The 26,610-nt window shown below is 37.3% G+C and carries 27 protein-coding genes; 23 read left to right on the forward strand and 4 right to left on the reverse strand.

All coding sequences use genetic code 11. From position 1 onward, the window contains the following. Nucleotides 1–52 precede the first annotated feature (52 nt). On the reverse strand, nt 53–322 hold the full coding sequence (locus FC748_RS05995) for a hypothetical protein (RefSeq protein ID WP_024364153.1): 270 nt from the start codon (nt 320–322) through the stop codon (nt 53–55). A gap of 492 nt (nt 323–814) precedes the next feature. Between FC748_RS05995 and FC748_RS06000 the strand changes: the two genes are divergently transcribed. The 21 genes from FC748_RS06000 (at nt 815) to opp4C (ending at nt 20,938) form a co-directional block, all read left to right on the forward strand. Then, the gene (locus FC748_RS06000) at nt 815–1,273 is read left to right on the forward strand and encodes a DUF2231 domain-containing protein (RefSeq protein WP_024364154.1); all 459 of its coding nucleotides are present in this window, start codon (nt 815–817) and stop codon (nt 1,271–1,273) included. A 544-nt stretch (nt 1,274–1,817) separates the two neighbouring features. Next, nucleotides 1,818–2,210 (forward strand): YidH family protein, encoded by a 393-nt coding sequence (locus FC748_RS06005; RefSeq protein ID WP_025219581.1) that lies wholly within the window; start codon nt 1,818–1,820, stop codon nt 2,208–2,210. A gap of 178 nt (nt 2,211–2,388) precedes the next feature. Continuing rightward, nucleotides 2,389–3,402 carry a S66 family peptidase gene (locus FC748_RS06010; RefSeq protein WP_108030293.1) on the forward strand — a complete coding sequence of 338 codons (1,014 nt, stop codon included), beginning with the start codon at nt 2,389–2,391 and terminating at the stop codon, nt 3,400–3,402. A 26-nt stretch (nt 3,403–3,428) separates the two neighbouring features. Next, nucleotides 3,429–3,695 (forward strand): CPCC family cysteine-rich protein, encoded by a 267-nt coding sequence (locus tag FC748_RS06015; RefSeq protein WP_108030294.1) that lies wholly within the window; start codon nt 3,429–3,431, stop codon nt 3,693–3,695. Between the two features lie 99 nt (nt 3,696–3,794). After that, complete coding sequence (locus FC748_RS06020; protein WP_238600174.1) at nt 3,795–4,232, forward strand: magnesium transporter; 438 nt, start codon at nt 3,795–3,797, stop codon at nt 4,230–4,232. A gap of 397 nt (nt 4,233–4,629) precedes the next feature. Further along, nucleotides 4,630–6,258: a PucR family transcriptional regulator gene (locus FC748_RS06025; protein ID WP_025219577.1), complete on the forward strand. Its 1,629-nt coding sequence runs from the start codon at nt 4,630–4,632 to the stop codon at nt 6,256–6,258. Nucleotides 6,259–6,518: 260 nt separating this feature from the next. Further along, nucleotides 6,519–6,704, forward strand: coding sequence for a XapX domain-containing protein (locus FC748_RS06030; protein ID WP_024364802.1), 186 nt, complete (start codon nt 6,519–6,521; stop codon nt 6,702–6,704). A 71-nt stretch (nt 6,705–6,775) separates the two neighbouring features. Next, complete coding sequence (locus FC748_RS06035) at nt 6,776–6,937, forward strand: XapX domain-containing protein (protein WP_024364803.1); 162 nt, start codon at nt 6,776–6,778, stop codon at nt 6,935–6,937. A 191-nt stretch (nt 6,938–7,128) separates the two neighbouring features. Then, nucleotides 7,129–7,806, forward strand: a complete 678-nt coding sequence (locus FC748_RS06040; RefSeq protein ID WP_025219576.1) for a cysteine hydrolase family protein — start codon at nt 7,129–7,131, stop codon at nt 7,804–7,806. 141 nt (nt 7,807–7,947) lie between these two features. After that, complete coding sequence (locus FC748_RS06045; protein ID WP_167492641.1) at nt 7,948–8,877, forward strand: oxamate carbamoyltransferase subunit AllH family protein; 930 nt, start codon at nt 7,948–7,950, stop codon at nt 8,875–8,877. 2 nt (nt 8,878–8,879) lie between these two features. Continuing rightward, nucleotides 8,880–10,433, forward strand: a complete 1,554-nt coding sequence (gene fdrA, locus FC748_RS06050; RefSeq protein ID WP_025219574.1) for an acyl-CoA synthetase FdrA — start codon at nt 8,880–8,882, stop codon at nt 10,431–10,433. 1 nt (nt 10,434) lies between these two features. Further along, nucleotides 10,435–11,868 carry a YlbE family protein gene (locus FC748_RS06055; protein ID WP_024364807.1) on the forward strand — a complete coding sequence of 478 codons (1,434 nt, stop codon included), beginning with the start codon at nt 10,435–10,437 and terminating at the stop codon, nt 11,866–11,868. Next, nucleotides 11,861–12,796 (forward strand): carbamate kinase, encoded by a 936-nt coding sequence (arcC, locus tag FC748_RS06060; protein WP_024364808.1) that lies wholly within the window; start codon nt 11,861–11,863, stop codon nt 12,794–12,796. The genes FC748_RS06055 and arcC overlap by 8 nt, the downstream gene beginning before the upstream one ends. A 47-nt stretch (nt 12,797–12,843) precedes the next feature. Continuing rightward, nucleotides 12,844–13,254: a cupin domain-containing protein gene (locus FC748_RS06065; protein ID WP_025219573.1), complete on the forward strand. Its 411-nt coding sequence runs from the start codon at nt 12,844–12,846 to the stop codon at nt 13,252–13,254. Between the two features lie 642 nt (nt 13,255–13,896). Continuing rightward, entirely contained in the window at nt 13,897–14,754 is an 858-nt protein-coding gene (locus FC748_RS06070) for an alpha/beta fold hydrolase (protein WP_025219572.1), read from the forward strand. A gap of 7 nt (nt 14,755–14,761) precedes the next feature. Next, nucleotides 14,762–15,541, forward strand: a complete 780-nt coding sequence (locus FC748_RS06075; protein WP_108030296.1) for a DUF1684 domain-containing protein — start codon at nt 14,762–14,764, stop codon at nt 15,539–15,541. A 36-nt stretch (nt 15,542–15,577) separates the two neighbouring features. Beyond that, complete coding sequence (locus tag FC748_RS06080; protein WP_108030297.1) at nt 15,578–17,188, forward strand: ABC transporter substrate-binding protein; 1,611 nt, start codon at nt 15,578–15,580, stop codon at nt 17,186–17,188. 19 nt (nt 17,189–17,207) lie between these two features. After that, nucleotides 17,208–18,212, forward strand: coding sequence for an ABC transporter ATP-binding protein (locus FC748_RS06085; protein WP_025219570.1), 1,005 nt, complete (start codon nt 17,208–17,210; stop codon nt 18,210–18,212). Further along, nucleotides 18,196–19,047: an ABC transporter ATP-binding protein gene (locus FC748_RS06090; RefSeq protein ID WP_024361614.1), complete on the forward strand. Its 852-nt coding sequence runs from the start codon at nt 18,196–18,198 to the stop codon at nt 19,045–19,047. Before FC748_RS06085 ends, FC748_RS06090 begins: the two co-directional genes overlap by 17 nt. Then, a complete protein-coding gene (locus FC748_RS06095; protein WP_025219569.1) occupies nt 19,044–20,018 on the forward strand; it encodes an ABC transporter permease in 975 nt (324 codons plus the stop codon). The genes FC748_RS06090 and FC748_RS06095 overlap by 4 nt, the downstream gene beginning before the upstream one ends. Then, nucleotides 20,015–20,938 (forward strand): oligopeptide ABC transporter permease, encoded by a 924-nt coding sequence (opp4C, locus tag FC748_RS06100; RefSeq protein WP_108030298.1) that lies wholly within the window; start codon nt 20,015–20,017, stop codon nt 20,936–20,938. The genes FC748_RS06095 and opp4C overlap by 4 nt, the downstream gene beginning before the upstream one ends. A 137-nt stretch (nt 20,939–21,075) precedes the next feature. Here the strand turns inward: opp4C and FC748_RS06105 are convergent, their stop codons facing one another. The 3 genes from FC748_RS06105 to FC748_RS22395 form a co-directional block, all read right to left on the reverse strand. After that, a complete protein-coding gene (locus FC748_RS06105; protein ID WP_024361617.1) occupies nt 21,076–22,257 on the reverse strand; it encodes a M20 metallopeptidase family protein in 1,182 nt (393 codons plus the stop codon). A 466-nt stretch (nt 22,258–22,723) separates the two neighbouring features. Further along, a complete protein-coding gene (locus tag FC748_RS06110) occupies nt 22,724–23,017 on the reverse strand; it encodes a hypothetical protein (RefSeq protein ID WP_024361620.1) in 294 nt (97 codons plus the stop codon). 147 nt (nt 23,018–23,164) lie between these two features. Continuing rightward, nucleotides 23,165–23,305: a DUF3953 domain-containing protein gene (locus tag FC748_RS22395; protein ID WP_227665460.1), complete on the reverse strand. Its 141-nt coding sequence runs from the start codon at nt 23,303–23,305 to the stop codon at nt 23,165–23,167. A 636-nt stretch (nt 23,306–23,941) separates the two neighbouring features. On the opposite strand from FC748_RS22395, the gene FC748_RS06120 reads away from it, so the two are divergent. Both FC748_RS06120 and FC748_RS06125 read left to right on the forward strand, forming a co-directional pair. After that, nucleotides 23,942–24,682 (forward strand): N-acetylmuramoyl-L-alanine amidase, encoded by a 741-nt coding sequence (locus FC748_RS06120; protein ID WP_024361622.1) that lies wholly within the window; start codon nt 23,942–23,944, stop codon nt 24,680–24,682. Between the two features lie 364 nt (nt 24,683–25,046). Further along, nucleotides 25,047–26,564 carry a lmo1851 family serine protease gene (locus tag FC748_RS06125; protein WP_108030302.1) on the forward strand — a complete coding sequence of 506 codons (1,518 nt, stop codon included), beginning with the start codon at nt 25,047–25,049 and terminating at the stop codon, nt 26,562–26,564. Nucleotides 26,565–26,610 lie beyond the last annotated feature (46 nt).

Consider the following 26,610-nt stretch of genomic DNA (forward strand, 5'->3'; position numbering starts at 1 on the left):
CGTTCACACTCCTTTTTAATAAGCTTTATAAGTAACTGGAAGTAACATGTAATTATTGCATCATTTTTTTTACTTGTTTTAGTTCAATGATTATTTGGTCTATCTGTTTTTGCAAATTATCTACTTCTTTCGATTTATCACTATTTTGGTTTTGAGGATCCTGATTATTTGATTTTTCTAAAGCATTTAGTGCTAGACCTGCTGCAACTGCAGAAAGACCGTCACCCAATGTTGCGATGGATGCTCCGATATATGCTAATCTTGCTATTTCAATTTCCGTCGTTTCTAGATTTTGTTGTGGATTTTTTTTATGTCTATTCATTACTATATCCCCCTTTACTTTTATAGTGGAAAATAATCTTAACCGTATCCTATGTATTAAGGAAAAGAAAGGTGACGACCTAAATTTTTTGCAGGAACATTGTTGTAAAGAATAAGTCAAATGAATGTACTCTGGAAACGGATTTAGAGCGTCTATACGACAATGGTTGCTAATTATGATAATTTAGGAATGCCAAGAGCTAGTGGCATAGTGACACAACTGGTAAACGGAGAAGCACGCTGCCCTGATGGCTAGTTAAGAATTGTGTACTCCCCTGAGGCCTCTTTAATTCAGAAAATTCAATTAAATAGATAAAGATTTCATTCATCATGATAACAGTTCAATTTTTGTTTCATTATATTAATATTTTCAGTTAAATTTCATTGATAGTGGATAGACTATTTTATAACAAGTGAAATAAACGTTGAATAAATTTTCTTGATGTTTGTTTTGATCTATTGTGTAAATTTTTTTAAAGAAGGAGGCAATTACGTGCCACTACACCCGTCCATTGTGCATTTTCCAATTGCATTATTATTAACAGCAACAGTAATTGAAGTCATCAATTTGTTTTTAAAGAAAGAGTATTTATTTAAGACAAGTACAATTTTGTTTGTAACAGGTTTTGTAACCGGTTTGGTTTCTTTTATGACAGGTGATGCAGCAGAAGAATTTGCTGAACAAAAATGGGGAGAAGTTATCGAATCGACAGTTGAATTACATGAAAATATGGCTTTATTATCTTTAATATTGTTTGGTGCAATTTCAATATTAAAATTATTTGGGCAGAAACTGAAAATTAATACAAAATGGATTGTAACTTTAGTAGTGATTTTAGGTATCATAGGTTCTTCTACATTAGCATATACCGGTCATCTGGGAGGTAAGATGGTGTATGAAAGTGAAAAATTAAGTAATACAAACAATTACGAATTGCCAGATCGTGATTAAAAAATTAGCGTGTATTCCCTATCTGTAAATGCTAGTTTTGCCAATTTCTCATAGCAAGTAATGTTATTTTGCGAATATTTGTTAGATCGTTAAAGTTGAGTACCATTTCTCAAATGATCATAATAAAAGCATTGATACTTGAATTTTCTACTTTTTTCACCTTCACCTACTTAGGGTATTGAAAGTTGTGCAAGTTCATAGCTCCTTGTGCCTTAAATGTTCATTACTACCTCTAAATAATACATGCTCTACAATGAAACACTTGAAAATAATCCCTCTCTTAGGGGGGAGAGGGATGCCCTTATTTTTCTATTTTAACGTGTTATTTTCAAGTGAATTCTGACGGTGGCGTGTGTCATTAATCATTTTTATTTTCCCATTACATAGTAATATGTAGAACAAAAGATTAAAAGAAATGGTTTTACATCATTTTTCAACATACATTAAATGAAAAAACAATCATCCTCTTTTATTTTTTCTACAATACGATATATTAAAATAGAATAATTGAAAATATTCTAACCAAAGAGTAGGTGTTAATTAGATGGAGAATCACCCTTTAAATCAGGCAGAAATAGAAATGAAGCAATTAAAATATGCCCAGCAACATTTGGCAAATGAAAGAACATATTTAGCATGGATTCGAACGGCCATTTCCATTTTAGGGGTTGCTTTCTTGGCAACGAGTTTGCACTTTGCTATAGGAACGGTTCGGAATTTTTGGGTAGATTTTTTATCAGCCATAATTGGCTTGTTAGCTTGTTTATTTGGGATTTTAATTATCTTTACAGCTACATTTAATTATTCTGCAAAAAGAAAACAGATAGTGAATGAAGAGTTTGTTCCATCAAATAGACATATCATGTGGATTTCTTATTTTTTAATTATCTTAATATTATTGGTGATTATTTACTTTTTGATGATTAGTTTATCATAGATCAAAGTCTATCCTCTTTTTTCACCAAATCTGACCTTATAGGTTTGAAAACACATAAAAAAGCCACAAATGTTATTCAATTAACGTTTTGTGGCTTTTTGGTATGTATTAACCAATTTAGTCATTGTTCGTTTTACAGCTATTTGGTAAAATAATGAAAAAATCAGGAGAGATAAATATGATTAAATACCCGCGCTTAGAAAAAGATGCAACAATCGGAGTCACGGCACCTTCATCAGGGGTTCCGGAGGGGCTACATGAGATGTTTAAACAATCCTGTGAGCGTCTGAAATCGAAAGGTTTTCATATTATTTGTGGTGATACGGTTTGGACTCAAGAAAAAGCTAAATCAGCTTCTGCCGAAAAACGGGCGGATGAGTTTAATGAAATGATGAGTGCCGATTATATAAATATCATCATTCCTCCATGGGGTGGGGAACTGTTAATTGAAATACTAGATAAAATTGATTTTGAACAGATAAAAAACAAATGGGTAGTAGGATATTCAGATATCAGTGCATTATTATTAGCAATTACATTAAAAACAGGTATAGCTACTGCTCATGGTACTAATCTTGTAGATTTAAGAGGCGAATATTCAGATGACACTACTGCCATGTGGCAGGCTGTATTATCGACTAATAGTGAGGAATCTATCCTGCAATATTCATCATCTAAATATCAAAAGGAATGGCAACACAATGCTCCCACGCCATGTGTTTTTCATTTAACAGAACAAACTTATTGGAAAACTGTGTCCAATCAACAAGTACAGATACAAGGCCGTTTACTTGGCGGATGTATAGACGTGATTAGACATTTGATTGGGACAGCTTATGGTGATGTCCAAACCTTTAGAAAACAACATATCAGTGGGGAGCCTGTGTTATGGTATTTAGAGAATTGTGAATTAAACACACCAGATTTAAAAAGGTCATTAGTTCAAATGAAGCTTGCTGGTTGGTTTGAGCAATGTGCAGGGATTATGTTCGGTCGAAGTGATGCGAATACGCCTGTAAATAATTACACAGTGGAAGATGTTTATAAAGAGCTGTCATATGAGCTTGGGATACCTATTATTTATGATGTAGATTGTGGTCATGTTCCTCCACAAATAACTTTTATCAATGGTGCTTATGCTGAAGTAGAGGTAGTAGAGGGCAAAGGAATTGTTTTGCAAATCTTTAAGTAAAGTCAGAGAAAGGGAGGCGAGATGCTATGAAATATACTTGTCCTTGTTGTGGATATAAAACATTAGACGAAGAACCCCCAGGAACTTATGACATATGTACAATTTGTTTTTGGGAAGATGATGGCGTTCAATTTGATGACCCTGATTGTGAAGGAGGAGCTAATCTTCCATCTTTAAGGCAAGCACAAATAAACTTTATGGTATTTGGGGCTTGTGAAGAAAGGTGTATGGAGTTTGTCAGAAAACCAAATGATAAAGATGAAAAAGATCTTAATTGGAAACAGTTAATTTAGAAGAGAGTTAATGTGCTAATATAGCGATTGTTTAATAAGGGTCGAATTTAGGAGGAAGTTGAACTGAGTTATTGTTCATTTATCGCAACAAATTATGTAATGCCAGAAGTGGAAACAAAAGCGAAGACGATTACTGTTAGGGAAGCTATGGAATTAGCAATCAAACCACATGAGTTGGTACCTTGGGAGAAGATGGACCCTAGTGCCCAAATAGTAGTAGTTGAAAATAAAGAGGACTTAAATGAGTTGGTCATTAAAAAGGATGCTTACTATGATGTCAGTGGATATACAAGTTATTCATTCATTTATGAAGTTACTTTTATGTATTCGGAATTGAGGGCAAAGCAATTACTGGCGTACCTAAAGGAAAATATTAGAGAAGAGCAAATAGTGGAATTATGGAGGGTGTGGATTGGTCATGACGAGAATGACCTACATATACCGTATGTTAGCGTTAATTACGAAGAGCTATCCTCGATAATCTCGTACAAATGTACAATCCGAACTATGAAAAATTTAAAGAACAATATTGTATAGTAATAGAAAGATAAATTAATGAATATTACAAAAAAAGGGTGAAAAATAGTGCGACTGCTTCATGACGTTGCAACAAAATGAACAGCATCATCCGTGACTAAGAAAGCTTATTGCTGGTAGCTTAGTCTTTTTTATTTCCACTATTCTATTTTTATGAAAATACATATGTTTGAATAAAGATACTGTCTTTTAATTGTCGAGGACCAAAGGGTGGTCGCTATTCGTGTTATAATAAAAACATCTTGTTTGACGAAGTATCCATTGAAAGTAAATGGGTTGTCGGTGTGTTTTTTCTTTGGTAGCACCACAACCATCCATCATGAAGCTGTCACGTAATAATGCATGCGGTCTAATAAACGAAAATAAGGGAACTTTTTTTCTCGTCTGGAGTGATAATATGTTTATTACAATAAGTGATGTTTTGAACATGGAGGGATTTGAAGATGTAGAAGTCCTTGCAGGAGAGGCTGGATTGAGCCGCAGAGTTGAAAATGTCTATTTTATGGAAGTTCCGGATATTTACGCATATATCGATCAAAACGGATTGCTACTCACTACCTTGTATCCTGTTGCTGATAAACCAGAGCATATTGAAACACTAATTCCAAAATTAGCTGAATTGAATCTTGCAGGAATTGCCATTAAGCCAGGAAGATATGTCGCTGAAATTCCAACCATTATGGTGGAGCAAGCAAATGAACTTGGTATTCCGCTAATGAAGCTACCAGATGGTGCAAACTTATCTACACTCACTAATCAAGTACTGACAAAGTTTTTAGACGTAAAGACATCGCTGTTGGAATTTCGAAATAAGATGCATCAGCAATTACTGGAGTTATTATTGGAGGGCACAGATGTCAACAAGTTCGTGCATTCGATTGCTAGTCTTGTTAATGCCCCAGTCTTGCTTCTTAACAATGATTTTGAATATGTCGGGTCTTCACTTCACAACGAACATAAAATTTCAATCCAACACAAGGCGTACAATTCAGATGCGAGCAAAAGCACATTTTCTGTGCAAGTCGATGATACCGTTTATGACAAAAATGATTTGTTTATTCAGTGCATTTTTGCAGGAGGCAATGACTATGGCTTTTTGGTCATATTGTTAGAAAAAGAAAAAAATCTAACAGAGGATTTAATTATTGCTATTGAACAAGCCTCCTTTATAATCGCTTTTTTATTTCAAACAGAGCAAACATTGCTTCAAAAAGAAAGAAATCATTTAAGCAGTTTTGTCCGAGACATTTTTCATAATCAATATACTTCCCAAACAGAAATGATTGAAAAAGCGAAAGTGTTTAGATGGAACTTGCAATTTCCGCTTGTTCTAGTAAGTATCAAAACAAATGAGAAAGATAGCGAAAAGAAATTGGCGATATTTCACAAAATGCTTGATTCAGGTCTAATTGAGGGCTCGGCTTCTAAAATGGTGGATGTTCCGATAGAAAATTGCAAAGTTCTTTATATTAATGACTCTTTAGTATGTTTTATTAGTCTGGTGTCTGAAAAGAATGTTCGGAAAAAACTCCAAAATCTAGGGGACACAATAGTCACGCTGTTTGAGAAAAATGGACATCTTGGGGTTAGTATATCCGATACAGTCCATCATTTTAACCAAATGAAAGAGTACTATGACAATTCAACATTAGTGTTTCAAGTTTATAAAGAACATTTACAAAAACAGTCCTACGTTCATTTTTATGGCGATATCGGCTTGTTCCGACTGTTTCATTATGTTGATAATCTTTACATGCTGGAAGATTTCGTAACCGAAAAATTAGGGAAAGTGTTCGAATATGATAAAAAGAAAAATACAAATCTTTTAGAAACGCTTAAGTACTACATTAAAAATAATACAAATGTGCAAAAAACGGCAGAGGATATGTTTGTTCATTATAATACGATGCGTTACCGAATCAATAAGCTGAAAGAACTTGGCATCGACGGTGAGGACGGCTTCGAATTAACAGAAATTTCATTAGCTTACCAATTGCATCAATACTTACAACTGAAAAAAGGGTGAGGGTGAAGAACCCTAGCGACGACTTTACGTTGGACATTGTCTTCTCGACAATGTCTTTTTTTTGTAAAAAAGGCGTTATGCTTTGTAGAAAGTTGCCAATTAAAAGTGAAATAAATATCAACTTCTTACAATGATTAAAACGCTTTCAAATGCTATCATGTAGGTATTGAAGGAGGGAGGTTTCAATAAACAGCAGTCATCATAGACGATTTAGGTATTTAGTTTCTGTATTACACTTTGGAATACAAGGAGTGTTGGAAATGCGTGACTATCTTTTGTCTTTAGCCGGTGGTTTGATTGTAGGGATATTATTTTCTTTAGTTAAGTTACCGTTACCTGCCCCTCCTTTGGTAGGTATATTTGGAATGGTAGGTATATTTTTAGGAGGTGTACTAATGGATTCTCTTTTCAATTCTCTCAAAGAAAAGAGAAATGTGAGTACGTAAACGAACCACCAGAAAATGTTTGGTTATGCGGTTTTTAATGAATACATCCCACTAAAAAAGGAGAATGTAAGATGTTGCAGATTATCTTGTCATTCATAGGAGGTTTACTTGTAGGCATTTTATTCAAATTCATCAAGCTACCAGTGCCGGCTCCCCCTCTTATTGGTATTGTTGGGGTAGTAGGAATCTTTCTAGGTGCTGAGCTAGTAAACGCTGTCCTGCGTCTTTTCTAAAAAGACATAAAATCTTCTTCCTTCATTAGGCTAACTTATAACGTCGGACTATAAACGTTTGAGTTAAGTTGCCTATCTCCATATAATGGACTCAAGTTTTTCCTGTATTATTTTCCGTTTCATCAAAAAAATCATTGCGGTCAGTTTTCTAAAGCTAGATGTTTTGAATACCATTCGAGAGGGAGATCTACATGAATCAAGTATATACAATAGAAGCGAAACCTTATAGTTTTGAATTTGAGTTAGAAACAACAGCGTTAATCATTATTGATATGCAGCGTGACTTTTGTGCACCGGGTGGCTTTGGTGAAAAGCTAGGGAATGATATTACGCTAACACGCTCTATTATTCCTACTATTAAGACGGTTTTGGAAGTTGCACGTGAGAAGGGCATGATGGTTATTTACACTCGTGAAGGGCATCGCCTAGATTTATCAGATTGCCCGCCAAGTAAATTAAAACGCGGCAGCAAGCAAGGAGCAGGCATTGGTGATGAAGGTCCAATGGGAAGAATTCTTATCCGTGGTGAGTATGGTCATGATATTGTGGACGAGCTAAAGCCTGTTGAAGGCGAAGTTATTATTGATAAACCTGGAAAAGGTTCTTTTTATCAAACAGATCTTGAAGTGATTTTAAACAATAAAGGTATTACACATTTGCTTGTTGCAGGGGTAACGACTCATGTCTGTGTTCAAACGACGATTCGTGAAGCGAATGACCGTGGATTTGACTGTTTACTACTTGAAGATTGCTCAGCAGCATTTGATCCAAAAGACCATGAAGACTCCATTCACATGATTAACCAGCAAGGTGGCATCTTTGGGTGGACAGCTCCATCGAAAAATTTGCTTGTTGCACTTGAAGATTAACGAAGAAAGCATTTGCACGAAGTATTTACTAAAGCGTTTTCATTTAAGAGAATAAACAGTTGAGGGCATGCTACATTCACATGTCCAATGCATGCCCGTATCCGTAATTCTACTAGCTATCATGAGAATATGGTGATATCTATGATTCCAACATATACAGGTAAAATCAATCAGATGGACGGTCGTCTACTTGAATGGATGCGCCAACAATCAATTGGTGAACCAATTGGAGTAGTCCACAGTGTTTTCGATAATGTAGTAAATTTCACAACTGATGACGGTACAATGCTCTTTTCTTTAGCAAAGAACGAGGTGATTCAATCACCTAGCATGATGAAAACCTGTCAGAATGACTATTTTTCTATGATGTGTTCGACCATAATGTTGACTAAATCTATTTGTTTAATTGATTATAATTTATTGAAAATCAACGATTGGCAATGGGATTTTTCCAATGCGGCCATTTGGAATAGGAATATTAAGCCGCACTGTCAAGCAAAGCTAAAGCCAACTGTATCCCGCTTGCGGCTATTAAACAATTTTATCCTACAACACGGAGCAACAGGAGGAATCTACGCGGCGTGGAAAAGCTTCACGTATCCAGACTGGGAGGTTCCTATGGCTACACGAAAAAATATCTATTTCTCCCCGTTTCTTGAAGGGTTAGAGCAGCTAAAAGATGATATGAAGGCAGATAAGTTTGACAGGTTTTTTGATAACTTTGCGGGACTTGGCATGGGGTTAACACCGTCTGGCGATGATTTTCTAACAGGGTTATTAGCTACCTGGCAGTATTTTGAATCCCCACTATATAAAAAAATGGAAAGCTGTAGCGCAAAATGGTTGCAGAGATTGAAAGGTAGAACGACTACGGTAAGCTATTTTATGCTAAAGCAATGCCTGGAGGGACAGGTCAACGAAGCTTTACTTAATGTATTGGACAACATAGATGGTAATCCAATCCCTCATTTACAGCGTATTTTAGAAATGGGATCGACCTCTGGGACAGATATGCTGACTGGTGTTAGCGTAGCATATCAACAGCTTATCGACCTAAAGGAGGAAAAATAATTATGACATCTAAAGTATTGATAGAAAGTAACGCCTATCATGACTCGGTAACATTAATGTCACTATCAAGCAAAATAAATCGTATGGATGGCGTCGAGCAGGCCGTTGTTTCGATGGCAACCGAAATGAACAAAGAGTTGCTAGAAAACATTGGTCTGCTAACGGATGAGGCGAAAGTAGCTACGGGAAATGATTTAATTATTGCCTTGATTACAGATACAGATGAGCGAGCAGAGGAAGTGATAACACTTATCCACACAGAATTAACTTCCAAAAAGGTAAAGAAAGGAAAAGACAATTATCATACAGCGAAAACGCTGACTTCTGCATTGCATCTCTTACCGAATGCTAATATGGCGATTATCTCCGTTCCAGGAAAATATGCAGCGCGCGAAGCGAGTCAAGCCTTAAAAAAAGGCATGCACGTTATGTTGTTCAGTGACAATGTAAGTATGGAAGATGAAAAAGTTTTGAAGGAAATAGGGAGAGACAACGGTTTATTCGTTATGGGGCCAGACTGCGGGACAGCAATTATCAATCGCAGTGGACTGTGCTTTGCCAATAAAGTAAGCGAAGGAGGCATTGGACTAGTGGCAGCCTCTGGAACAGGGCTACAGGAAGTGACGGTACAAATTGATCGACTTGGTTACGGTATTACACAGGCAATTGGTACGGGAGGTCGCGATCTCCATGAATCAATCGGCGGAATTATGATGCTTCAAGGGCTTCAAGCATTGGAGAACGATGACAATACAAAGGTCATCACATTAATTTCTAAACCTCCAGCGCGAAATGTTCAGGACAAAATTCTTGCAGAAGTGAAAAAATGCCGAAAACCCGTTGTAGTTTGCTTTTTAGATGGTGATGCAAAAGCAGTTGAGGCAGCAGGAGCCAACTTTTCTCCTACATTAATTGATGCTGCCCGCAAATCTGTTCAATTACTTGATACGCAAGCCGTAATCGAAACGGACATTGCAAAGAGCGTTCAACGATGGATTGCTGAAGAAAAAGCAAAATTAGCAGATGTTCAGCAAGACATTCGTGGATTATTCTGCGGTGGTACGCTGACAGCAGAAGCATTATCCATTCTCCGTTCTTCAGGAAAAAGCGTCAAAAGTAATGTCGCTAAAAAAGAGGAAGAGAAACTTAACGACATTACCTATAGTGTAGGTCATACGTTGCTTGATATGGGCGATGATGAATTTACAAAAGGTAAACCACATCCGATGATAGAGCCTTCACTTAGAAATGAGCGGATTCTTCAAGAAGCACGAGACCCTCAAACTGCTGTTCTGTTATTAGACTTTGAATTGGGATATGGTGCCCATGAAGATCCGGTAGGTGTAACACTAGAGACGCTTCAATTAGCAAGAGACGAGGCTACACAGGCAGGAAGGCACTTGCCAATCGTTACTTATATTTGCGGCACTTCTAAAGATAAACAAGATTATCAGCAGCAACTAAAGAAACTTCAATCTATAGGCGCTTTTGTTGCCGATAGCAATGAAATGGCAACAAGAATTGCCGCGATGCTTGTACAAAAGGAGGTCAATTAAATTGAGTACAGCGAATGAGCTTTTTAATCAGCCATTACAAGTAATTAATATCGGCACATCCAAATTTAAAGAAGATTTGGAGCTGCAAGGCGTTGAAACCATCCAAGTGGACTGGCAACCGCCTGCAGGGGGCAATCTACAATTGCTCGAAGCATTAGATTTCTTTCAGGAAAATGAAAAAGTGGAAAAGGCGAATCAAGAATCGATACAACGCATAAAAGATGCACACCCTTTCTTAATTGATATTGGACTAGCTATTGATGTCATACCTGGAATGCACAGCAAAAAAATACTGCATGCTGGCCCTCCTATTGCATGGGAAAACATGGCGGGTCCGATGCAGGGGGCAGTGATTGGCGCACTTATTTTTGAAGGGATGGCAGCGGATGAGGAACAAGCAAGAGCATTGATTGAGGCTGGAGCAATTGAATTTGGCTCATGCAATGAGCATTCAACAGTGGGACCAATGGCGGGCATCGTCTCTCCTTCCATGCCAGTGCATATCATCGAAAATCGAACACATGGAAACCGGGCATATTGTACGATTAATGAAGGTCTAGGCAAAGTGCTACGTTTTGGTGCTTTTTCTAGCGATGTAATTGATCGGCTAAAGTGGCTGCGCGATGTTTTTGCTCCGGCTTTGAAAAAGGCACTTGTCCTAACAGATGGCATAGATTTAAAAGCCATCATCGCGCAGGCTCTTCATATGGGAGATGAGTGCCACAACCGCAATAAGGCAGCAACAAGCCTTTTCTATAGGGAAATGACTGACTATTTTATGCAAACAGATTGCAAGACGGACACATTGCGAGAGGTCTTGCGCTTTATTCAAAACAATGAACACTATTTCTTGAACCTGTCCATGCCAGCATGTAAAGCTTCACTTGATGCAGGACACGGCGTTCCATATTCCACGGTTGTTACGACAATGGCGAGGAATGGGGTTGAATTTGGTATTCGCATTAGCGGGCTAGGTGACAAGGAATGGTTTACCGCACCGGCAAACTTTATTAAAGGCTTATATTTCCCAGGCTATTCAGAGCAGGATGCAACTAGGGATTTAGGGGATAGTGCCATTACGGAAACAATGGGAATTGGTGGGTTTGCGATGGGCGGTTCGCCTGCAATTGTTCAATTTGTTGGAGGAGAGGTAGAAGATGCTATTCAATATAGCGAACAAATGTATGACATTACAGTAAGTGAAAATAGCAATTATGCTATACCAACGCTAAATTTCCGCGGAGCTGCCTTTGGAATTGATGTTCGAAAAGTGATTGAAACAAACATTCTTCCTGTTATTAATACCGGCATGGCACATAAAGTAGCAGGAATCGGGCAGATTGGCGCAGGCATTGTCCATCCTCCAAAGGAATGCTTCGAAAAAGGATTGCTTCGTTTCTATAAACTATATGGAGAGGAAGAGGCAAATGAGTAGAATATTAATAGCGCTTGGAGGAAATGCACTCGGTTCTACTCCTGAAGAGCAACTACAATTAGTACACGATTCAGCCAAGCCAATTGTTGATTTAATTGAACAAGGTCATGAAGTAGTGATTGCCCATGGTAACGGGCCGCAAGTCGGTTCTATCAATTTGGCATTCGAAAAGGGCTCAAAGGAACATGCAAATATTCCTAGTATGCCATTTGCTGAATGTGGGGCAATGAGCCAAGGGTATATTGGCTACCATTTGCAAAATGCACTCCATGAGGAACTGTTAAAACGCTCAATTAACAAATCAGTTGCAACAGTTGTCAGTCAGGTAGTAGTTGATAAGAACGATCACGCCTTTCAAAATCCAACAAAGCCAATTGGTCCTTTTTATTCAAAAGAAGAGGCTGAAAGATTAATGGCTGAAACGGGTGACCATTATATAGAAGATTCAGGACGTGGCTACCGTCGGGTTATTCCATCGCCTGCTCCGGTTAAAGTCGTTGAAAAAGATATTATCCAAGACTTAGTCAATGCAGGGCGTATTGTCATCGCTGTTGGTGGTGGGGGTATACCTGTAGTGGAGGAAAAGAATCATGCTTTAATCGGCGTAGAAGCGGTTATTGACAAAGATTTAGCAAGTAAATGTTTAGCGGATGAGTTGAATGTAGATTTTCTGTTCATATTGACAGCTGTCGAAAAAGTCGCAATTAACTTTGGGAAACCAAATCAGCAAAACCTGAATCAGTTATCGATCGAAGAGGCAGAAAGGTTGATGAAAGAAGGGCATTTTGCACCAGGCAGTATGCTTCCAAAAATTCAGGCAGCCATATCATTCGTCAAGGGGAAACAAGGTCGCAAATCAATCATCACTTCGCTAGAGAAAGCAAAGGATGCCATTCTTGGTAAGACAGGCACCGTTATTTTCAACTGAATCAGCTATTACAAGTAAATGAAAATGTATAGTAAGGAGAATTGGAAATGAACGAAAACAAAACGAAAGTAAAAATTGGCGAAGCATTAAAGTGGAATGTATTTACAGAGCACCGTAAAGTCTATCACCGCGAGCTTCTAAGTGCCAAAGAGGCAAATGAACTCGGCGTCAGTGTTAGCTCGGTCTTAAGAGAACGCATAGAAGTAGGTGGAGCCGTATTGCCCCATTATCACGACGTGGCAGAAGTAATTCATATTACAAAAGGGAAAGTAAAACTTCTGCAAAATGGGGAGTGGAAATCCTATCAAGAAGGGGACACTTTCCTTGTACCAAAAGGGGTCGTTCACTCGGTTGCCAATGACGATGTCGAACCTACCGAGCAGGTTAGCATCTTCATCCCTGTTCATGAAGAAATCCATAACGAAAACTTTGCATCCCATATGGTGGACGCAGAGTAGCACGTGAATAAATACGAAAGAGCAATCCGAAAATATGAACGGATTGCTCTTTTTATTGTGACGGGCATGAAGCATGAAGGGGGAACGCTAAACGGAAAATTAAATTGTTTAGCACTCTCGCAACACAATAAAAGAAATTGATAAATCATAGCAAGTAGTTTATAGTTTAAATATTTGATTTAGAGGAGAAATAGTTGAAGCCCTATTTAAAGAATTTTTGCTTTTAAGCAGTTTTTGGTATTGTGCGAAATACAATAATAAATTGTACATGGCAAGCTGTTTTTTTAGCGATGTTCATTCCATGGGATTGATAGTGTTATGGTTGTCCATGGAGTCCTACTTAATTCTAATTTTTGTAATATTAGAAAAACAAAGAACTTAGTTATGTCCGGATTAATTGACCCAATATACTAGAAATTGCTGTTTTTCACACTGAAGGACTAATTTTAGTGTAAAAAATGTTATTTGCGCGAAAACAGTATTTATTTATGAAAAAATAACTTTATAATATAATTTTACTCAACTTTCACTCTAGTAATTCTATTGCGAAAAAACTTGACTAAACAAATAGGAATTAAGATAATAACTAAGTAGTTTTAATTATTATATAAATAAAATTAATCTAATAAAGTGAGGAACATAATGTTTGCAGCGATTAATGGAACGAAAATTTATTTTGATGTAGAAGGTTCAGGGTATATTCCACTAGGACCAAAGATGGTAAAAAAACCGGTGCTTATTGCAGTACATGGTGGTCCAGGGAGTGATCACTCCGATTTTAAGCCGTGGTTAACGCCACTAGCCGAATACTACCAGATTGTTTATTTAGATCAACGATGCAACGGTCAATCAGAGCGTATCGATGTGACGACAGCAACATTCGAACAGTTAGCGGATGATATTGAAGCGTTACGTAATTATTTAGGCTTAGATAAAATTGCTGTACTAGGACATTCTTTTGGTGGAATGATTGCCCAAGTATATGCTACGCGCTACCCACAATCGGTAAGTAAGTTATTACTAGTTAACACTGCACCAAGCTATGATTTCTATAAAGAAGCTAAAGCGTTTGCGCAACGTATTGGAACGGAACAACAAGTTCAAACTATTCCAGAGTTATTTGAAGGAAACATTCGTGATGACAATCATTTAATCCAATGGTGGGATATTTGCTGGGATTTATATTGGTACGATTATCAAGAGGAACTAGGTGGTGATACAGGAAGCCGTCCAATTGGATCTTTAGAAATTACAAATTATACATTCAAATATTTAATGCCACAATACGATGTGCGCGCACAAATTGCTAATCTTGAAATACCTACTTTGATTGTAGCAGGCCGTCACGATTGGATTACGCCATTAACACAGTCAGAAGTAATGCATTCATTAATTAAAAATTCACAGTTGGCTGTATTTGAAAAGAGTGGTCATATGCCATTTATCGAGGAACATAAAGACTTCTTAAACGTTGTACGTGAATTTTTATTAAAGGACTGAGGCAAATATGTATACCGAACAATTACAAGCCTGGCATAAGCAACGCCATATAGACGTGACGGGTGCACAAGGTGATTTAACTTTAATCGCAATGCATGAGTTAATGCGTGAAACAACAGTGAAACAAATTGCTGGAAGCTGGAAGCCGACAAGTCCATCCCAACTAGGGCTTACATTAACGGCAACTGCTGAAGACCAATTATTCATTAACGGCGTGCTAGTGGAAAGTGAGGTGCATATAATTGCGGATGAAACAATCGTGCAAACGCGGAATGGCATCTCTGCAATGGCAACTAGTCAGCCTGGCTCTATGCATTTATTAGCCATTTGGGATGAAAACAGCCCTGCACTGCAAACGTTTAGCCATATTGCTGCATACGAAATGAACAAACAAGCAATTTATAACGGAAAGCTTATAAAAGATGATGCGATGATTGAATTTTCTCATACGGGTGATGCTCATCGTGCAGCGCGTAGCCATGCTTCAATAGGGGTCATTGAAGTGGAAATTGGCGGAGTACATTATAGGCTTCGACCATTTCAATCTGGGCGATATTCAATTATTATTTTCCGAGATGCAACAAGCGGTAACGAAACATATAGTATGGGTCGTATGTTAGTCATCGAACAATTAGACGATGATACGGTACTTCTTGATTTTAATAAAGCCTTTTTACCGCCATGCGCATTTTCATCTTCTTTTAACTGTCCGATGCCTCCTTTAAGTAATCGTATACAAAGTAAGATTGAAGCGGGCGAAAAGCAAATCATTTCATTACATTCATAATGAAGCACCTAATTTAGAGAAATAGGAGAAATAACAATGTTCAAAAACTCGAAAAATTTTATGTTAGCGTTATTAACAATGGCAGTACTAGTGGTTTTAGCAGCATGTGGTAACGATGAACCTTCTTCTAAGGGAAAAAGCAGTGATAAAAATGTTGTCAATATCGGTGTTACGTACCCAGCTAGTAACATTAATCCATTACAACCAAGTGGATTAGTTTCTACTTATGTTTCAAATCTATTATTTTTACCATTAGTTGATTTAGATTCAAAATTAAACTATCAGCCAATGTTAGCTGATTCTATTACAACACAAGATAATCAAACATTTACAATTAACTTAAACAAAGAAGCAAAATGGACAGATGGTACAGATATTACAACAGATGACGTAATTTACACATTGCAATTAATGGCAAATCCTGTCGTAGCGTCAAATTATGCGTACATGTTTGCTATTGTGGAAGGTTTAGATGATAGCGGTTATTTACCACAAGGTTCTAGTTCTATTTCTGGCGTGACAAAAGTAGATGGAGATACAATTCAAATTAAAACAAAAAAACCAACAACGTTATCGATTTTCCAAGATACAGTAGGGCGTTATTTATTAACATTACCAAAGGCACAACTTGAAAAAATTGCAGTGGAAGAGCTAAATGCAAGTGATTTTATGCAAAATCCAACCGTTACATCTGGTCCATTCATCATTTCAAAAATGGATCGTTCACATTATGTAGAAATGGTACCCAATAAAAATTACTTCAAAGGTGCCTCTTCTTTAGATCAATTAAACTTTAAGGTATTACAAGGAAATCAAATTGCTGCTCAATTAAAAAGCGGTGAAATTGATATGAACATACCGTCTGCAGGTGTTATTCCGGTATCAGATTATGCAAATGTGCAAGGTTTAAATACATTAACAACGGCTTATGGTGAACCATTAGCTACACAATATATGTATATTAATGAAAATGTTGTAGCGGATGCCAAGCAACGTCAAGCCATTTCATATGCGATGAACCGTCAATTAATTATTGATAATCTATTAAAAGGTGCGGGTGAAGTAACAGATGGCTTCTTCCCAAGCAACAGCCCATACTTAAATGAAGATGTTAAACCCGTTAAGTATGATTTAGAAAAAGCCAAACAATTATTAGCGGAGTCTGGATGGGATTCAAGCAAAAAGTTGAAATTAGCTGTGTTATCAGGTGATGCAACATTAGAGCAGGCTGCAAACATCATCGTAGAAAACTTACGTGAAGCAGGTATTACAGCTGAAATCCAAATGATGGATTTCGGAACGATTATTGATGAAATTGTAAGTCAGAAATATGATTTAGCGATTTTAACAGTATCGATTACACCGATTAATCCACTTCCTGATATTTCTTACTTCTTAGGGGAAGGCAATCCAAACGCTTATCACAATGCACGTGTGAATGAAATTTTAGCTGCATTAGCGACTGAAGTAGATGAAGTGAAAATAAAAGCGTTGTATGGTGAATTACAAGAAATAACACAACAAGAAGTACCAATGCCTTCCATTTATGCAACAACAGCATTAGGAGCAGTAAATAAACGTGTTCAAGGCGCTACACCAAGCGACTTCGGTATGTTTATTAACGTACATGAGTGGACTGTTAAATAGAGAGATAGGACGTGTTTATATGGAGAGTTTGCTGAGCGTAAAACAGCTGAAAACGGCTTTCGAAACTGAATATGGAAAAGTAGTCAGTGTCGACGATGTAAGCTTTGATGTGAAAAAAGGCGAAACATTGGCGATTGTAGGAGAGTCGGGAAGCGGGAAGAGCGTAACGGCACTTTCTATTATGCGTCTATTAGGGAAGCGCGGTTCAATTGTGCAAGGTGAGATTAATTTAGAAGGTAAAAACTTAACAGCACTTTCTGATAAAGAGTTTCAACCGTTACGTGGGAATGAAGTTTCAATGATTTTCCAAGAGCCAATGACCGCCTTAAATCCTGTTTTTACAATTGGTCATCAGCTAGTAGAGACCATTTTACTCCATACAGATGTCGATAAAAAGGAAGCAAAAGCAATTGCGCAAAATATGTTAGATAAAGTGGGTATTCCTAATGCTACACGCGTGATGAAGCAATTCCCATTTTCATTATCAGGTGGAATGCGTCAACGTGTCATGATTGCCATCGCCTTAGTATGTAAACCAAAACTATTAATTGCGGATGAACCAACAACAGCACTTGATGTCACGGTACAAGCGCAAATTATGCGCGTAATGAATGATTTATGTACGGAGTTACAAACAGCTGTCTTACTTATTACCCATGATTTAGGTGTTGTTGCAGAAATGGCAGATCGTGTCATCGTTATGTATGCAGGGCAAGTTGTCGAAGAAGCTGATGTTTTTACATTATTTGAGCGACCATTACACCCGTATACACTGGGCCTAATGGATTCTATTCCATCCATGGATTTTGACGGTAAACAATTGAAGGCAATACCAGGGACGATACCGGGACGGTACCAAAATATTGTAGGTTGTCGTTTTGCAAATCGTTGCGCTTTTGCAACAGCGCAATGTAAAAAACAACAACCACCATTAATTGAAGTCGATAGTGGCCATAAAACGAGATGCTTCGAATGGCAAAAGGTATTGCACAAGGAGGAGAGTAGTCATGACAATCAAAGCTGAACGAAATAACTCTCCGTTACTTGTATTAGAAGATGTTAAAACTTACTATCCATATAAAACGGGGTTTATGAATTTAAAAACCGATTATGTAAAAGCGGTAGATGGTGTTTCATTCGAAATCTATGAAGGTGAAACAGTTGGGCTTGTAGGAGAATCAGGCTGTGGAAAATCAACATTAGGGCGAACAATTATTGGCCTAGAACCGAAAACAGGTGGCCGAATTTTATTTGATGGTCAACAAATGGATTATCGAACAGGTCGCGTAAGTCTAAGTCAACAAATTCAGATTGTTTTCCAAGATCCCTATTCTTCACTAAATCCAAGACAAACAATCGGATCATTACTTGCAGAACCGCTACGCGTACATAAAATTGTCCCCACGCATGAAATACAACAGGAAGTAGAGCGATTACTTGCGTTAGTGGGGCTTCCAGCGACGACCAAGGGACGGTACCCACATGAGTTTTCTGGTGGTCAACGCCAACGTGTCGGCATTGCTCGGGCATTAGCTGTAAGACCTAGATTATTAATTTGTGATGAACCTGTATCTGCATTAGATGTATCGATTCAAGCGCAAATTTTAAATTTGTTTAAACAGCTTCAAGATGAATTGGGCTTAACGTATTTATTTATTGCGCACGGTTTAGGTGCAATGAAATATATTAGTGATCGAATAGCTGTAATGTATGCAGGCAAAATTGTGGAGATGGGTACGACAGAGCAAATTTTCTTAAACCCACAACATGACTATACAAAAAAATTATTAAGTGCTTATCCAAAGCCAGATCCGACGAAACGAAGTATTATTCAGCGTGAAAAGGGGATAGATGCATGATAGGCTATATTTTAAGACGATTATTAATCGCCATCCCCGTGCTATTTGGTGTATCGGTTATTAACTTCATTATTATGCGAATGGCACCAGGTAATCCTGTTGATATGCTTGTAAGCCCCAAGCTACCAGATGCGGCAAGAGAGGCTAAAATGATAGAACTAGGGCTTAATGACCCAGCCTACATTCAATATTGGCATTGGTTAAAAAACTTAGTGTTAAATGGCGATTTAGGCTATTCGATGATTACGTATGAGCCCGTAACAGAGTTAATTGCCAGCCGCATGGGTCCGACCGTTATTTTAATGGGAACAGCTTTAGTATTAGGGTTAATGATTGCGATTCCAATTGGCATTTATAGTGCGACGAAGCAATATTCAAAACTTGATTATACATTTGTAACGGGTTCATTTTTAGGGATTTCCATACCAAATTTCTTTTTCGCTTTATTATTAGTTTATATTTTCTCGATTCAATTAAACTGGTTGCCTTCAGGCGGTATGAAAGAATTAGGTTCTGAAGGAAGCCTTGGCTCACTTATATGGCATATGATTTTACCAGTGACGGTGCTTGTCGCAAACGTTGCTGGGCGGAACATTCGTTATGTGCGCTCGGGTATGCTTGAAATTATGGGACAAGACTTTTTGCGTACGGCTCGTGCAAAAGGTGTGAAGGAATTTTATGTCGTGAATAAACATGCGTTGCGAAATGCTTTAATTCCAATTGTCACAATTGTCGGTTTAGAGGTTTCGATTTTATTTGGTGGGGCAGTTGTCATCGAACAAATTTTCTCTTGGCCAGGAATTGGTCAGCTTACACTTTCATCCATTATGAGTCGAGATTACTCAACGATTATGGGATTAAACCTCGTTGCAGCTTTCGTCGTAATAGCTGCCAATATTTTAACGGATATTGTATACGCATTTGTCGACCCACGTATTCGTAAAAGCTATGTTGGGGGTGGCAAACGATGAGTATATTTAAGCGATATTTTAATAAAAAACAATATGATACAGAGCAAACGGTCACTTGGCGTGAAGATTCTGCTATATCGAATACGAAGGGCATGTTTTGGAAACGATTCAAACGGCACAAATTAGCTGTAATGGGACTTTGGTTTTTAGCGATTGTAACGATGGCAGCCATTCTTGCGCCGATTTTTGCTCCATTTGACCCTGCTGAAATTACTGGTGAATTTAGTGCACCACCTTCTTTGCAGCACTTACTAGGAACTGATCAAGTGGGACGAGACGTGTTGAGTCGAGTTATTTATGCAGCACGTGTTTCGCTAGCTGTAGGTATCGGAGCTGTGGCAATTTCTGCGATTATCGGTACGGTGTTAGGTTTAATTTCTGGGTATTTTGGTGGCATGATAGATGGGGTTGTAATGCGTATTACAGATATGTTTATGTCATTTCCATATATTTTGTTTATTTTAGTTGTAGCAAGTATTGTAGGGCCTGGGTTAACGAATATCATTTTAATTTTAGGGGTATTAGGTTGGCCTGGTATTGCTCGACTTGTGCGCGGAAATGTCTTAGCGATTAAGCAATCAGACTATGTGAAAGCGAGTATTGCATTAGGATATAGTACGCCACGTATTTTGTTTAAGCATATTTTACCGAATACGGTTGCACCAATTTTGATTTATGCAACATCTGGCGTTGCAGGGGCAATATTAGATGAAGCAGCATTAAGCTTTCTAGGCTTAGGTGTACAGCCACCAGATGCAAGCTGGGGAAATATGCTGTCTAATGCCCAGTCGATTTCGATTTTAACGGATCAACCGTGGCTTTGGATTCCACCAGGTACTTTCATATTATTGACAGTGTTAGCCATTAACTATATCGGGGATGCATTGCGAGATGCACTGGACCCACATAATTCAAAGTAGTAAAGGGACAAATCCGTAAAAGTCATTAGTTTTCGGATTTGTCCCTTTTTGCATTTAGCATTTTCCGCTTACATTTTTCCCCTCTGCAAACGAAAAAACGGATTTGAAAATTTAATTCTTCAAATCCGTTTCGTTTTTTATTCGACTTTACCGTAATAATCAACAATTTTTAAGAATATTGTCGCGATATTTAACAATGCCCGTTCATCAAAATCAAATTTCGGATGGTGGTGAGGGAATTGTGTAGTTGCCTGTTCATTCGCAGAGCCGACGTGAATAAAGTTTCCAGGTACATGTTGTAAGTAATAGGCGAAGTCTTCCGCGCCTAATACGGGCGTTTTCATATCAAACGCTTCTGCTGTAAAGTGCTCTTTTATTAATTGTTCCACTACTACAGATTCTTCTTCTGTATTAATTAACACTGGATAGCCTTTTAAATAATCGATTTCATAGTCTACATAATTTGAAACTTTTAAGCCTTCTAAAATAGCGAAAATCTCTTTTTCAATCTGGTCACGTACATTTTGATTTAATGTACGAACAGTACCTTCTAATGTAGCAGTATCTGCAATAACATTAAATGCATTTCCTGCGTGTAAACTACCAACAGTGACAACTGCAGCCTCAGTTGGATTTACTCGGCGGCTAACAATTTGCTGGAAGTTTTGAATAAGCTGAGTCGCTGCGATGATTGAGTCCTTCGTTGTATGTGGATAGGCTCCATGTCCACCTTTCCCGAATAATTTAATCGTAAATGCGTCAACAGAGGCCATAATTGGACCAGCGGCAGTTGAAAGTTTTCCTAAAGGTAAGTCCGACGCTAAATGAGCGCCAAATACATAATCCACACCATCAAGTGCGCCATCTTCTATCATAAATTTTGCGCCACCTGGTGGTTTTTCTTCCGCAGGTTGGAAAATTAAACGAATAGAGCCCTTTAATTGCTCTTTATTTTGTTGCACGATTTTAGCGAATGCAAGTAGTGCAGCGGTGTGTCCGTCATGTCCACATGCGTGCATAACGCCAGGTACAGTGGATTTATAGGGCACGTCCTTTTCATCATTGATTGGAAGAGCATCGAAATCGGCACGGAACGCGATTGTTTTTCCTGGTAATGCGCCATCAATGCTAGCGACGATTCCTTTTTTACCAACTCGTTCGCGGAATGAGATACCATATGCTTTTAAAGTCTCGGCAATAAAAATGGCTGTATTGTCTTCTTCAAATGATAATTCAGGATGCATATGCATATAACGACGATTTGCTACAATTTCATCGAAAAGTGTATGTAATTGTGCTACTTGATTTTGAAAATTCACCAGATCACCTCTAACTAATATATGAAGTTGATAATACGGTTATTAAACCAAGTTGTCAAGTATGATATAAAGATTTAACCTGGGAAACTGGGAGTGACAGGCACGGAAAAAATTCTGAAAATTAAATGCATTTATCTGGTGTGTGTAAATGACCATTAGTGCAATCCTTTTGAGTTATTTATTGCTTTCCCATTTTTGCGAAGTTTTTGAGATATAAAATACCAACAATCATCATGAAAAAGCCAAAACCTTTATAAGTCATTGTTTTCATTGTTTCATTATAGACGGTTATATTTATGAAAATAGACCCAATAAATATTATCAATATTCCAATAATAGAGTTCAGCATTTTCAAAATCACTTATATACCTCCAATCACTATTCTACTGTTTTGATGCTTAAACAAAAGGACTTAGCCGATTACACTTAATGTAAATGGCATAAGTCCTAATTCGTAGAATCATAATTAAAGTGTTTCGCTCTTTAAACTTGCATCCTGACTAATTTGCTTCTTCTGAATACATACAATAACAAAGGCTTGTACCGTCATTGCTATGATGATGAATAATAAATGGGTATTTTGATAAAACCATTGTGACATAAAATAAAATATAGGTGCCGATGCTAAATAGGAAATATATTTGTTTTTCGTGGTGAAGAAAATAATTGTGGAAATGCAAGTAGTAACTAAAATAAGTTCTAATAACAAACCAATAGAACTACTATCTAAATAATATTGTAAATCGTTTAGATAAGCCATACCAATTTCACCTCCTTTGCTAGCAATTATTTTCAAATAATTGTAACATAGCACCGTTTTTATTGGTAGTTAATGGTTAAAAACAGGAGGCTAATGAAAACGACTTCATATTATATAGTGACAATATCTTTTTATAAAAAACGGTTATCAAAGTAAAGTAAAACTTTGAATAGCTACAAAAAAAGAAAAAAGACATATGATGATTAATAACCAACCTGTAAATTTCTTTTGGTGTTGAAATTCTTGTATACCCATTATTAACATCATTAAGCCTAAAAATAGTATCATATATGCTTGAAACTTATAGTCTTTTGTAATGAAGCCATACAATGCCAAACATATGCCCACTATTGAAAATAATATACGTAATATTTTAACAATGTGATTCCCTCCAAATCATTTCTTTTTCACTTTTTCAAACTTTAGCTAAATCTATTAGTGTGATTTTATGTGATAGTGTCCATATGATGGCATTGGTCTTTACGTTTCCCCATGTCAGATAGACCAAGTCTCCACTTTGTCCTCCTCCAATCCATTTTGTTGTATATACGTTATGTAAATTGTTTTAAATATTTCACGCGTCTCCACTAATACTAATATAAGTTTTTTGAATTGGATTGCCAATGTGGATGCTGTCCTTGTCCTTTGCATTCTTTGGCAACCGAAAATAAAATCCACTATTTTAAGCTTTCTCCACAATCTACTAATATTCTTATTGAAGCACTTAATCACTACAATTAGCATAACGAAAGCCTTGTAGTTTTGTAAATGAGAGTATATAAAAACACAAACAAAATGAGTGCGAACACATACTATAAAAGAAAGCACGATAGTCTATACACTCTATTTAAGGAAAGTAACACTACAATAAATACGTCATTTTAGAAAGCGAAAACGAATCTACTTTTGGAAGGGGGGAATCGCGTGGTATCAATACGTCAAAAATTAGTCGCTGCGACTCAAGCTGCAAAAATTACAAATGGCAAAAACAATGCAAAAAAATATATTGTTGTTCATGAAACAGACAATACAAGCGTTGGTGCAGATGCAGATGCCCATGCTCGACTCCAAATAAACGGTAATAGTAGAAATGCTAGTTGGCATTGGCAAGTCGATGATCAAGAGGCCATACAATCTTTTGAACATTATTGGGAATGCTGGGGAGCTGGAACGTATATAGGCAATACACAAGGCATTCAAGTTGAAATATGTGTTAATAGCGATGGAGATTATAATAAGGCAGTAAAAAATGCGGCGAGTTTAATAGCAAAAATAATGAATGATGAAAATATAGCTATCGAAAATGTCGTGCAACACCATTATTTTAGTGGCAAAAACTGTCCTAGAAATATGCGTGCAGGGAAAATCTCATGGACTAATTTTTTGCAAATGGTAACAAGCAATGATACGCCAAAGCCCGAAAAACCACCTACCGAGTTATCGAAGTATCGAATTATTACAGGAACATATAGTACACGAAACGCAGCAATAAGCGTGTTAGATGTGATGAGAAAACGTTTTGGCTGGGTTGCTTATATTGAGCAGGAGGGGTCTAAGTTTCGAGTGAAAACAGGGACTTTTACAGGAATTAGTGCTGCTAAAAGTGCAGAAAATAAAATAAAGGCTGCTAAATTAGCGCAACTGACATACATTATCGATGCATAATGGCTCATCAGCTAATAATATGAGTATTTTAGTTGACTGCTTTTAGGAAATGAGTAAAATAGAAAGGCAGTACTATTATATACTTGAAACTTAGCAGCTAAGGGCAGTGCCTCAGAAGGTATCTGAGGCACATTTTCATGGAAAATTGTAAAATAGGAAGTTTTTTAGACCATTGTGCTATTAATAGCGAGCGTATGGAATCTAAAAAAGTAGCTTATTAATGTACAATTTTATGAAGTTAGTAGGGGGGACAAGAGCTGTCATGAAATTTTGACACTCTTTTTCTTTTCGTCTCCTCTATAACCTGTTAAGATGGTAATAGTGTGACAACAAGTTAGTGTATATGAGAGTGGTGACAATCAAGATGGATGAACAGAAAAAAGATGGTTTGGAACAACAGCAAGAGCAAAAACAACAAGTAGAGGTAAAACCTGCAGGCCAATTTATTCAGATGAAGCCGTTTAAGTTTATTATGCTGATGTTCTTTACAATCTTAATTACCGCGGGCTTAACCATTTTTGCGTTAACTTTCGGTGAAAAGAAAGTGGTAGAAGTAAAAGTCCCAATTGAACGTGCGGAATTTACAAAACTATACGAAGCATTTGATATGCTTAAAGGCAAGTATTACAAAGATATCGATGATGAAAAAGTAGTGGATGGCGCCATTAACGGCATGTTTGATGCATTAGGAGATCCTTATTCTGATTTTATGGTAAGGGATGAAGCAGAAAAATTTAACTCGGGGTTATCTTCAAGCTTCCAGGGTATCGGTGCTGAAATTCAAGAACGTAATGGTTTTATTACTGTTGTGTCACCTATTAAAAATTCACCCGCTGAAAAAGCAGGGTTATTACCAAAAGATATTATTTTAACAGTAGATGGTAAAAGCATTCAAGGTTTTAGCGCTTCAGAAGCAGTAGCACTTATTCGTGGCGAAAAGGGTACACCTGTAAAGCTTACAGTGAAACGTGGCGAAAATGCTGAACCTATTCAAATGACGATTATTCGCGATGAAATTCCTGTTGAAACGGTTTATGGTGAAATGCTAGATGGAGATATTGCACATATCCAAATTACATCATTTAATGAAGAAACAGCAAAAGAGCTAGAGAAAATCCTTGTTGAGTACGAAGGAAAAGGCATGAAAGGGATTGTCCTTGATTTACGCCAAAATCCAGGTGGATACTTAGATGCTGCGGTTGAAATTTCAAATTTATTTGTACCAGAAGGTAAAGCGATTGTACAAGTGCAGCAAAAAGACGAGGAGCCAGTTATTACAAAAGCTGTCGCAGGGAAAAAATATAATGTACCTGTAACCGTTCTAGTGGATAATGGCAGTGCATCGGCATCGGAAATTTTAGCAGGTGCTTTAAAAGAATCTGTAGGTGCTAAAATTGTTGGTGAAACATCGTTCGGTAAAGGAACTGTACAAAATGTTACACCTTTAAAGGATGGTTCTAATTTAAAATTCACAACTGGTAAATGGTTAACACCAAATGGTAACTGGATTAATGAAAAAGGCATTGAACCGGATGTAAAAGTAGCGTATCCAGCTTATGCTTCTTTACCAATTTTAGACCCGACGATTGAAATGAAAGAGGGCTTGCAGTCAGACTCTGTCAAAGTGGCTGAAGAAATGTTAGAAGTGCTAGGTTATGAACCTGGAAAAGCTGACGGTATCTTTGACCAATATACAGAACGAGCTGTGAAAAAATTGCAAGCTGATAATAAGCTTGAAGAAACAGGCATTATAACGAACGAAACAACTTACGCATTGATGGATGCGTTACGTGAAAAAATGAAATCAGAAGATCCGCAACTGTTAAAAGCAAAAGAGCTTGTCTCTGGTGTAAAAGAACAAACAGAGGGAACAACAAACTAACACTGTAGCTGTCGCAGAAGTCGTCTCGTACGGCAATGCGACAGCT

It is taken from the genome of Lysinibacillus sphaericus (assembly GCF_005217585.1).
Lineage (GTDB): Bacteria > Bacillota > Bacilli > Bacillales_A > Planococcaceae > Lysinibacillus > Lysinibacillus sphaericus.

Coding starts and splice junctions, on each gene's coding strand:
- FC748_RS05995 (WP_024364153.1), bottom strand. CDS start 322: ATGAATAGACATAAAAAAAATCCACAACAAAATCTAGAAACGACGGAA.
- FC748_RS06005 (WP_025219581.1), top strand. CDS start 1,818: ATGGAGAATCACCCTTTAAATCAGGCAGAAATAGAAATGAAGCAATTA.
- FC748_RS06010 (WP_108030293.1), top strand. CDS start 2,389: ATGATTAAATACCCGCGCTTAGAAAAAGATGCAACAATCGGAGTCACG.
- FC748_RS06015 (WP_108030294.1), top strand. CDS start 3,429: ATGAAATATACTTGTCCTTGTTGTGGATATAAAACATTAGACGAAGAA.
- FC748_RS06020 (WP_238600174.1), top strand. CDS start 3,795: ATGCCAGAAGTGGAAACAAAAGCGAAGACGATTACTGTTAGGGAAGCT.
- FC748_RS06025 (WP_025219577.1), top strand. CDS start 4,630: ATGTTTATTACAATAAGTGATGTTTTGAACATGGAGGGATTTGAAGAT.
- FC748_RS06030 (WP_024364802.1), top strand. CDS start 6,519: ATGCGTGACTATCTTTTGTCTTTAGCCGGTGGTTTGATTGTAGGGATA.
- FC748_RS06035 (WP_024364803.1), top strand. CDS start 6,776: ATGTTGCAGATTATCTTGTCATTCATAGGAGGTTTACTTGTAGGCATT.
- FC748_RS06040 (WP_025219576.1), top strand. CDS start 7,129: ATGAATCAAGTATATACAATAGAAGCGAAACCTTATAGTTTTGAATTT.
- FC748_RS06045 (WP_167492641.1), top strand. CDS start 7,948: ATGATTCCAACATATACAGGTAAAATCAATCAGATGGACGGTCGTCTA.
- fdrA (WP_025219574.1), top strand. CDS start 8,880: ATGACATCTAAAGTATTGATAGAAAGTAACGCCTATCATGACTCGGTA.
- arcC (WP_024364808.1), top strand. CDS start 11,861: ATGAGTAGAATATTAATAGCGCTTGGAGGAAATGCACTCGGTTCTACT.
- FC748_RS06065 (WP_025219573.1), top strand. CDS start 12,844: ATGAACGAAAACAAAACGAAAGTAAAAATTGGCGAAGCATTAAAGTGG.
- FC748_RS06070 (WP_025219572.1), top strand. CDS start 13,897: ATGTTTGCAGCGATTAATGGAACGAAAATTTATTTTGATGTAGAAGGT.
- FC748_RS06075 (WP_108030296.1), top strand. CDS start 14,762: ATGTATACCGAACAATTACAAGCCTGGCATAAGCAACGCCATATAGAC.
- FC748_RS06080 (WP_108030297.1), top strand. CDS start 15,578: ATGTTCAAAAACTCGAAAAATTTTATGTTAGCGTTATTAACAATGGCA.
- FC748_RS06085 (WP_025219570.1), top strand. CDS start 17,208: ATGGAGAGTTTGCTGAGCGTAAAACAGCTGAAAACGGCTTTCGAAACT.
- FC748_RS06090 (WP_024361614.1), top strand. CDS start 18,196: ATGACAATCAAAGCTGAACGAAATAACTCTCCGTTACTTGTATTAGAA.
- FC748_RS06095 (WP_025219569.1), top strand. CDS start 19,044: ATGATAGGCTATATTTTAAGACGATTATTAATCGCCATCCCCGTGCTA.
- opp4C (WP_108030298.1), top strand. CDS start 20,015: ATGAGTATATTTAAGCGATATTTTAATAAAAAACAATATGATACAGAG.
- FC748_RS06110 (WP_024361620.1), bottom strand. CDS start 23,017: ATGGCTTATCTAAACGATTTACAATATTATTTAGATAGTAGTTCTATT.
- FC748_RS22395 (WP_227665460.1), bottom strand. CDS start 23,305: ATGATACTATTTTTAGGCTTAATGATGTTAATAATGGGTATACAAGAA.
- FC748_RS06125 (WP_108030302.1), top strand. CDS start 25,047: ATGGATGAACAGAAAAAAGATGGTTTGGAACAACAGCAAGAGCAAAAA.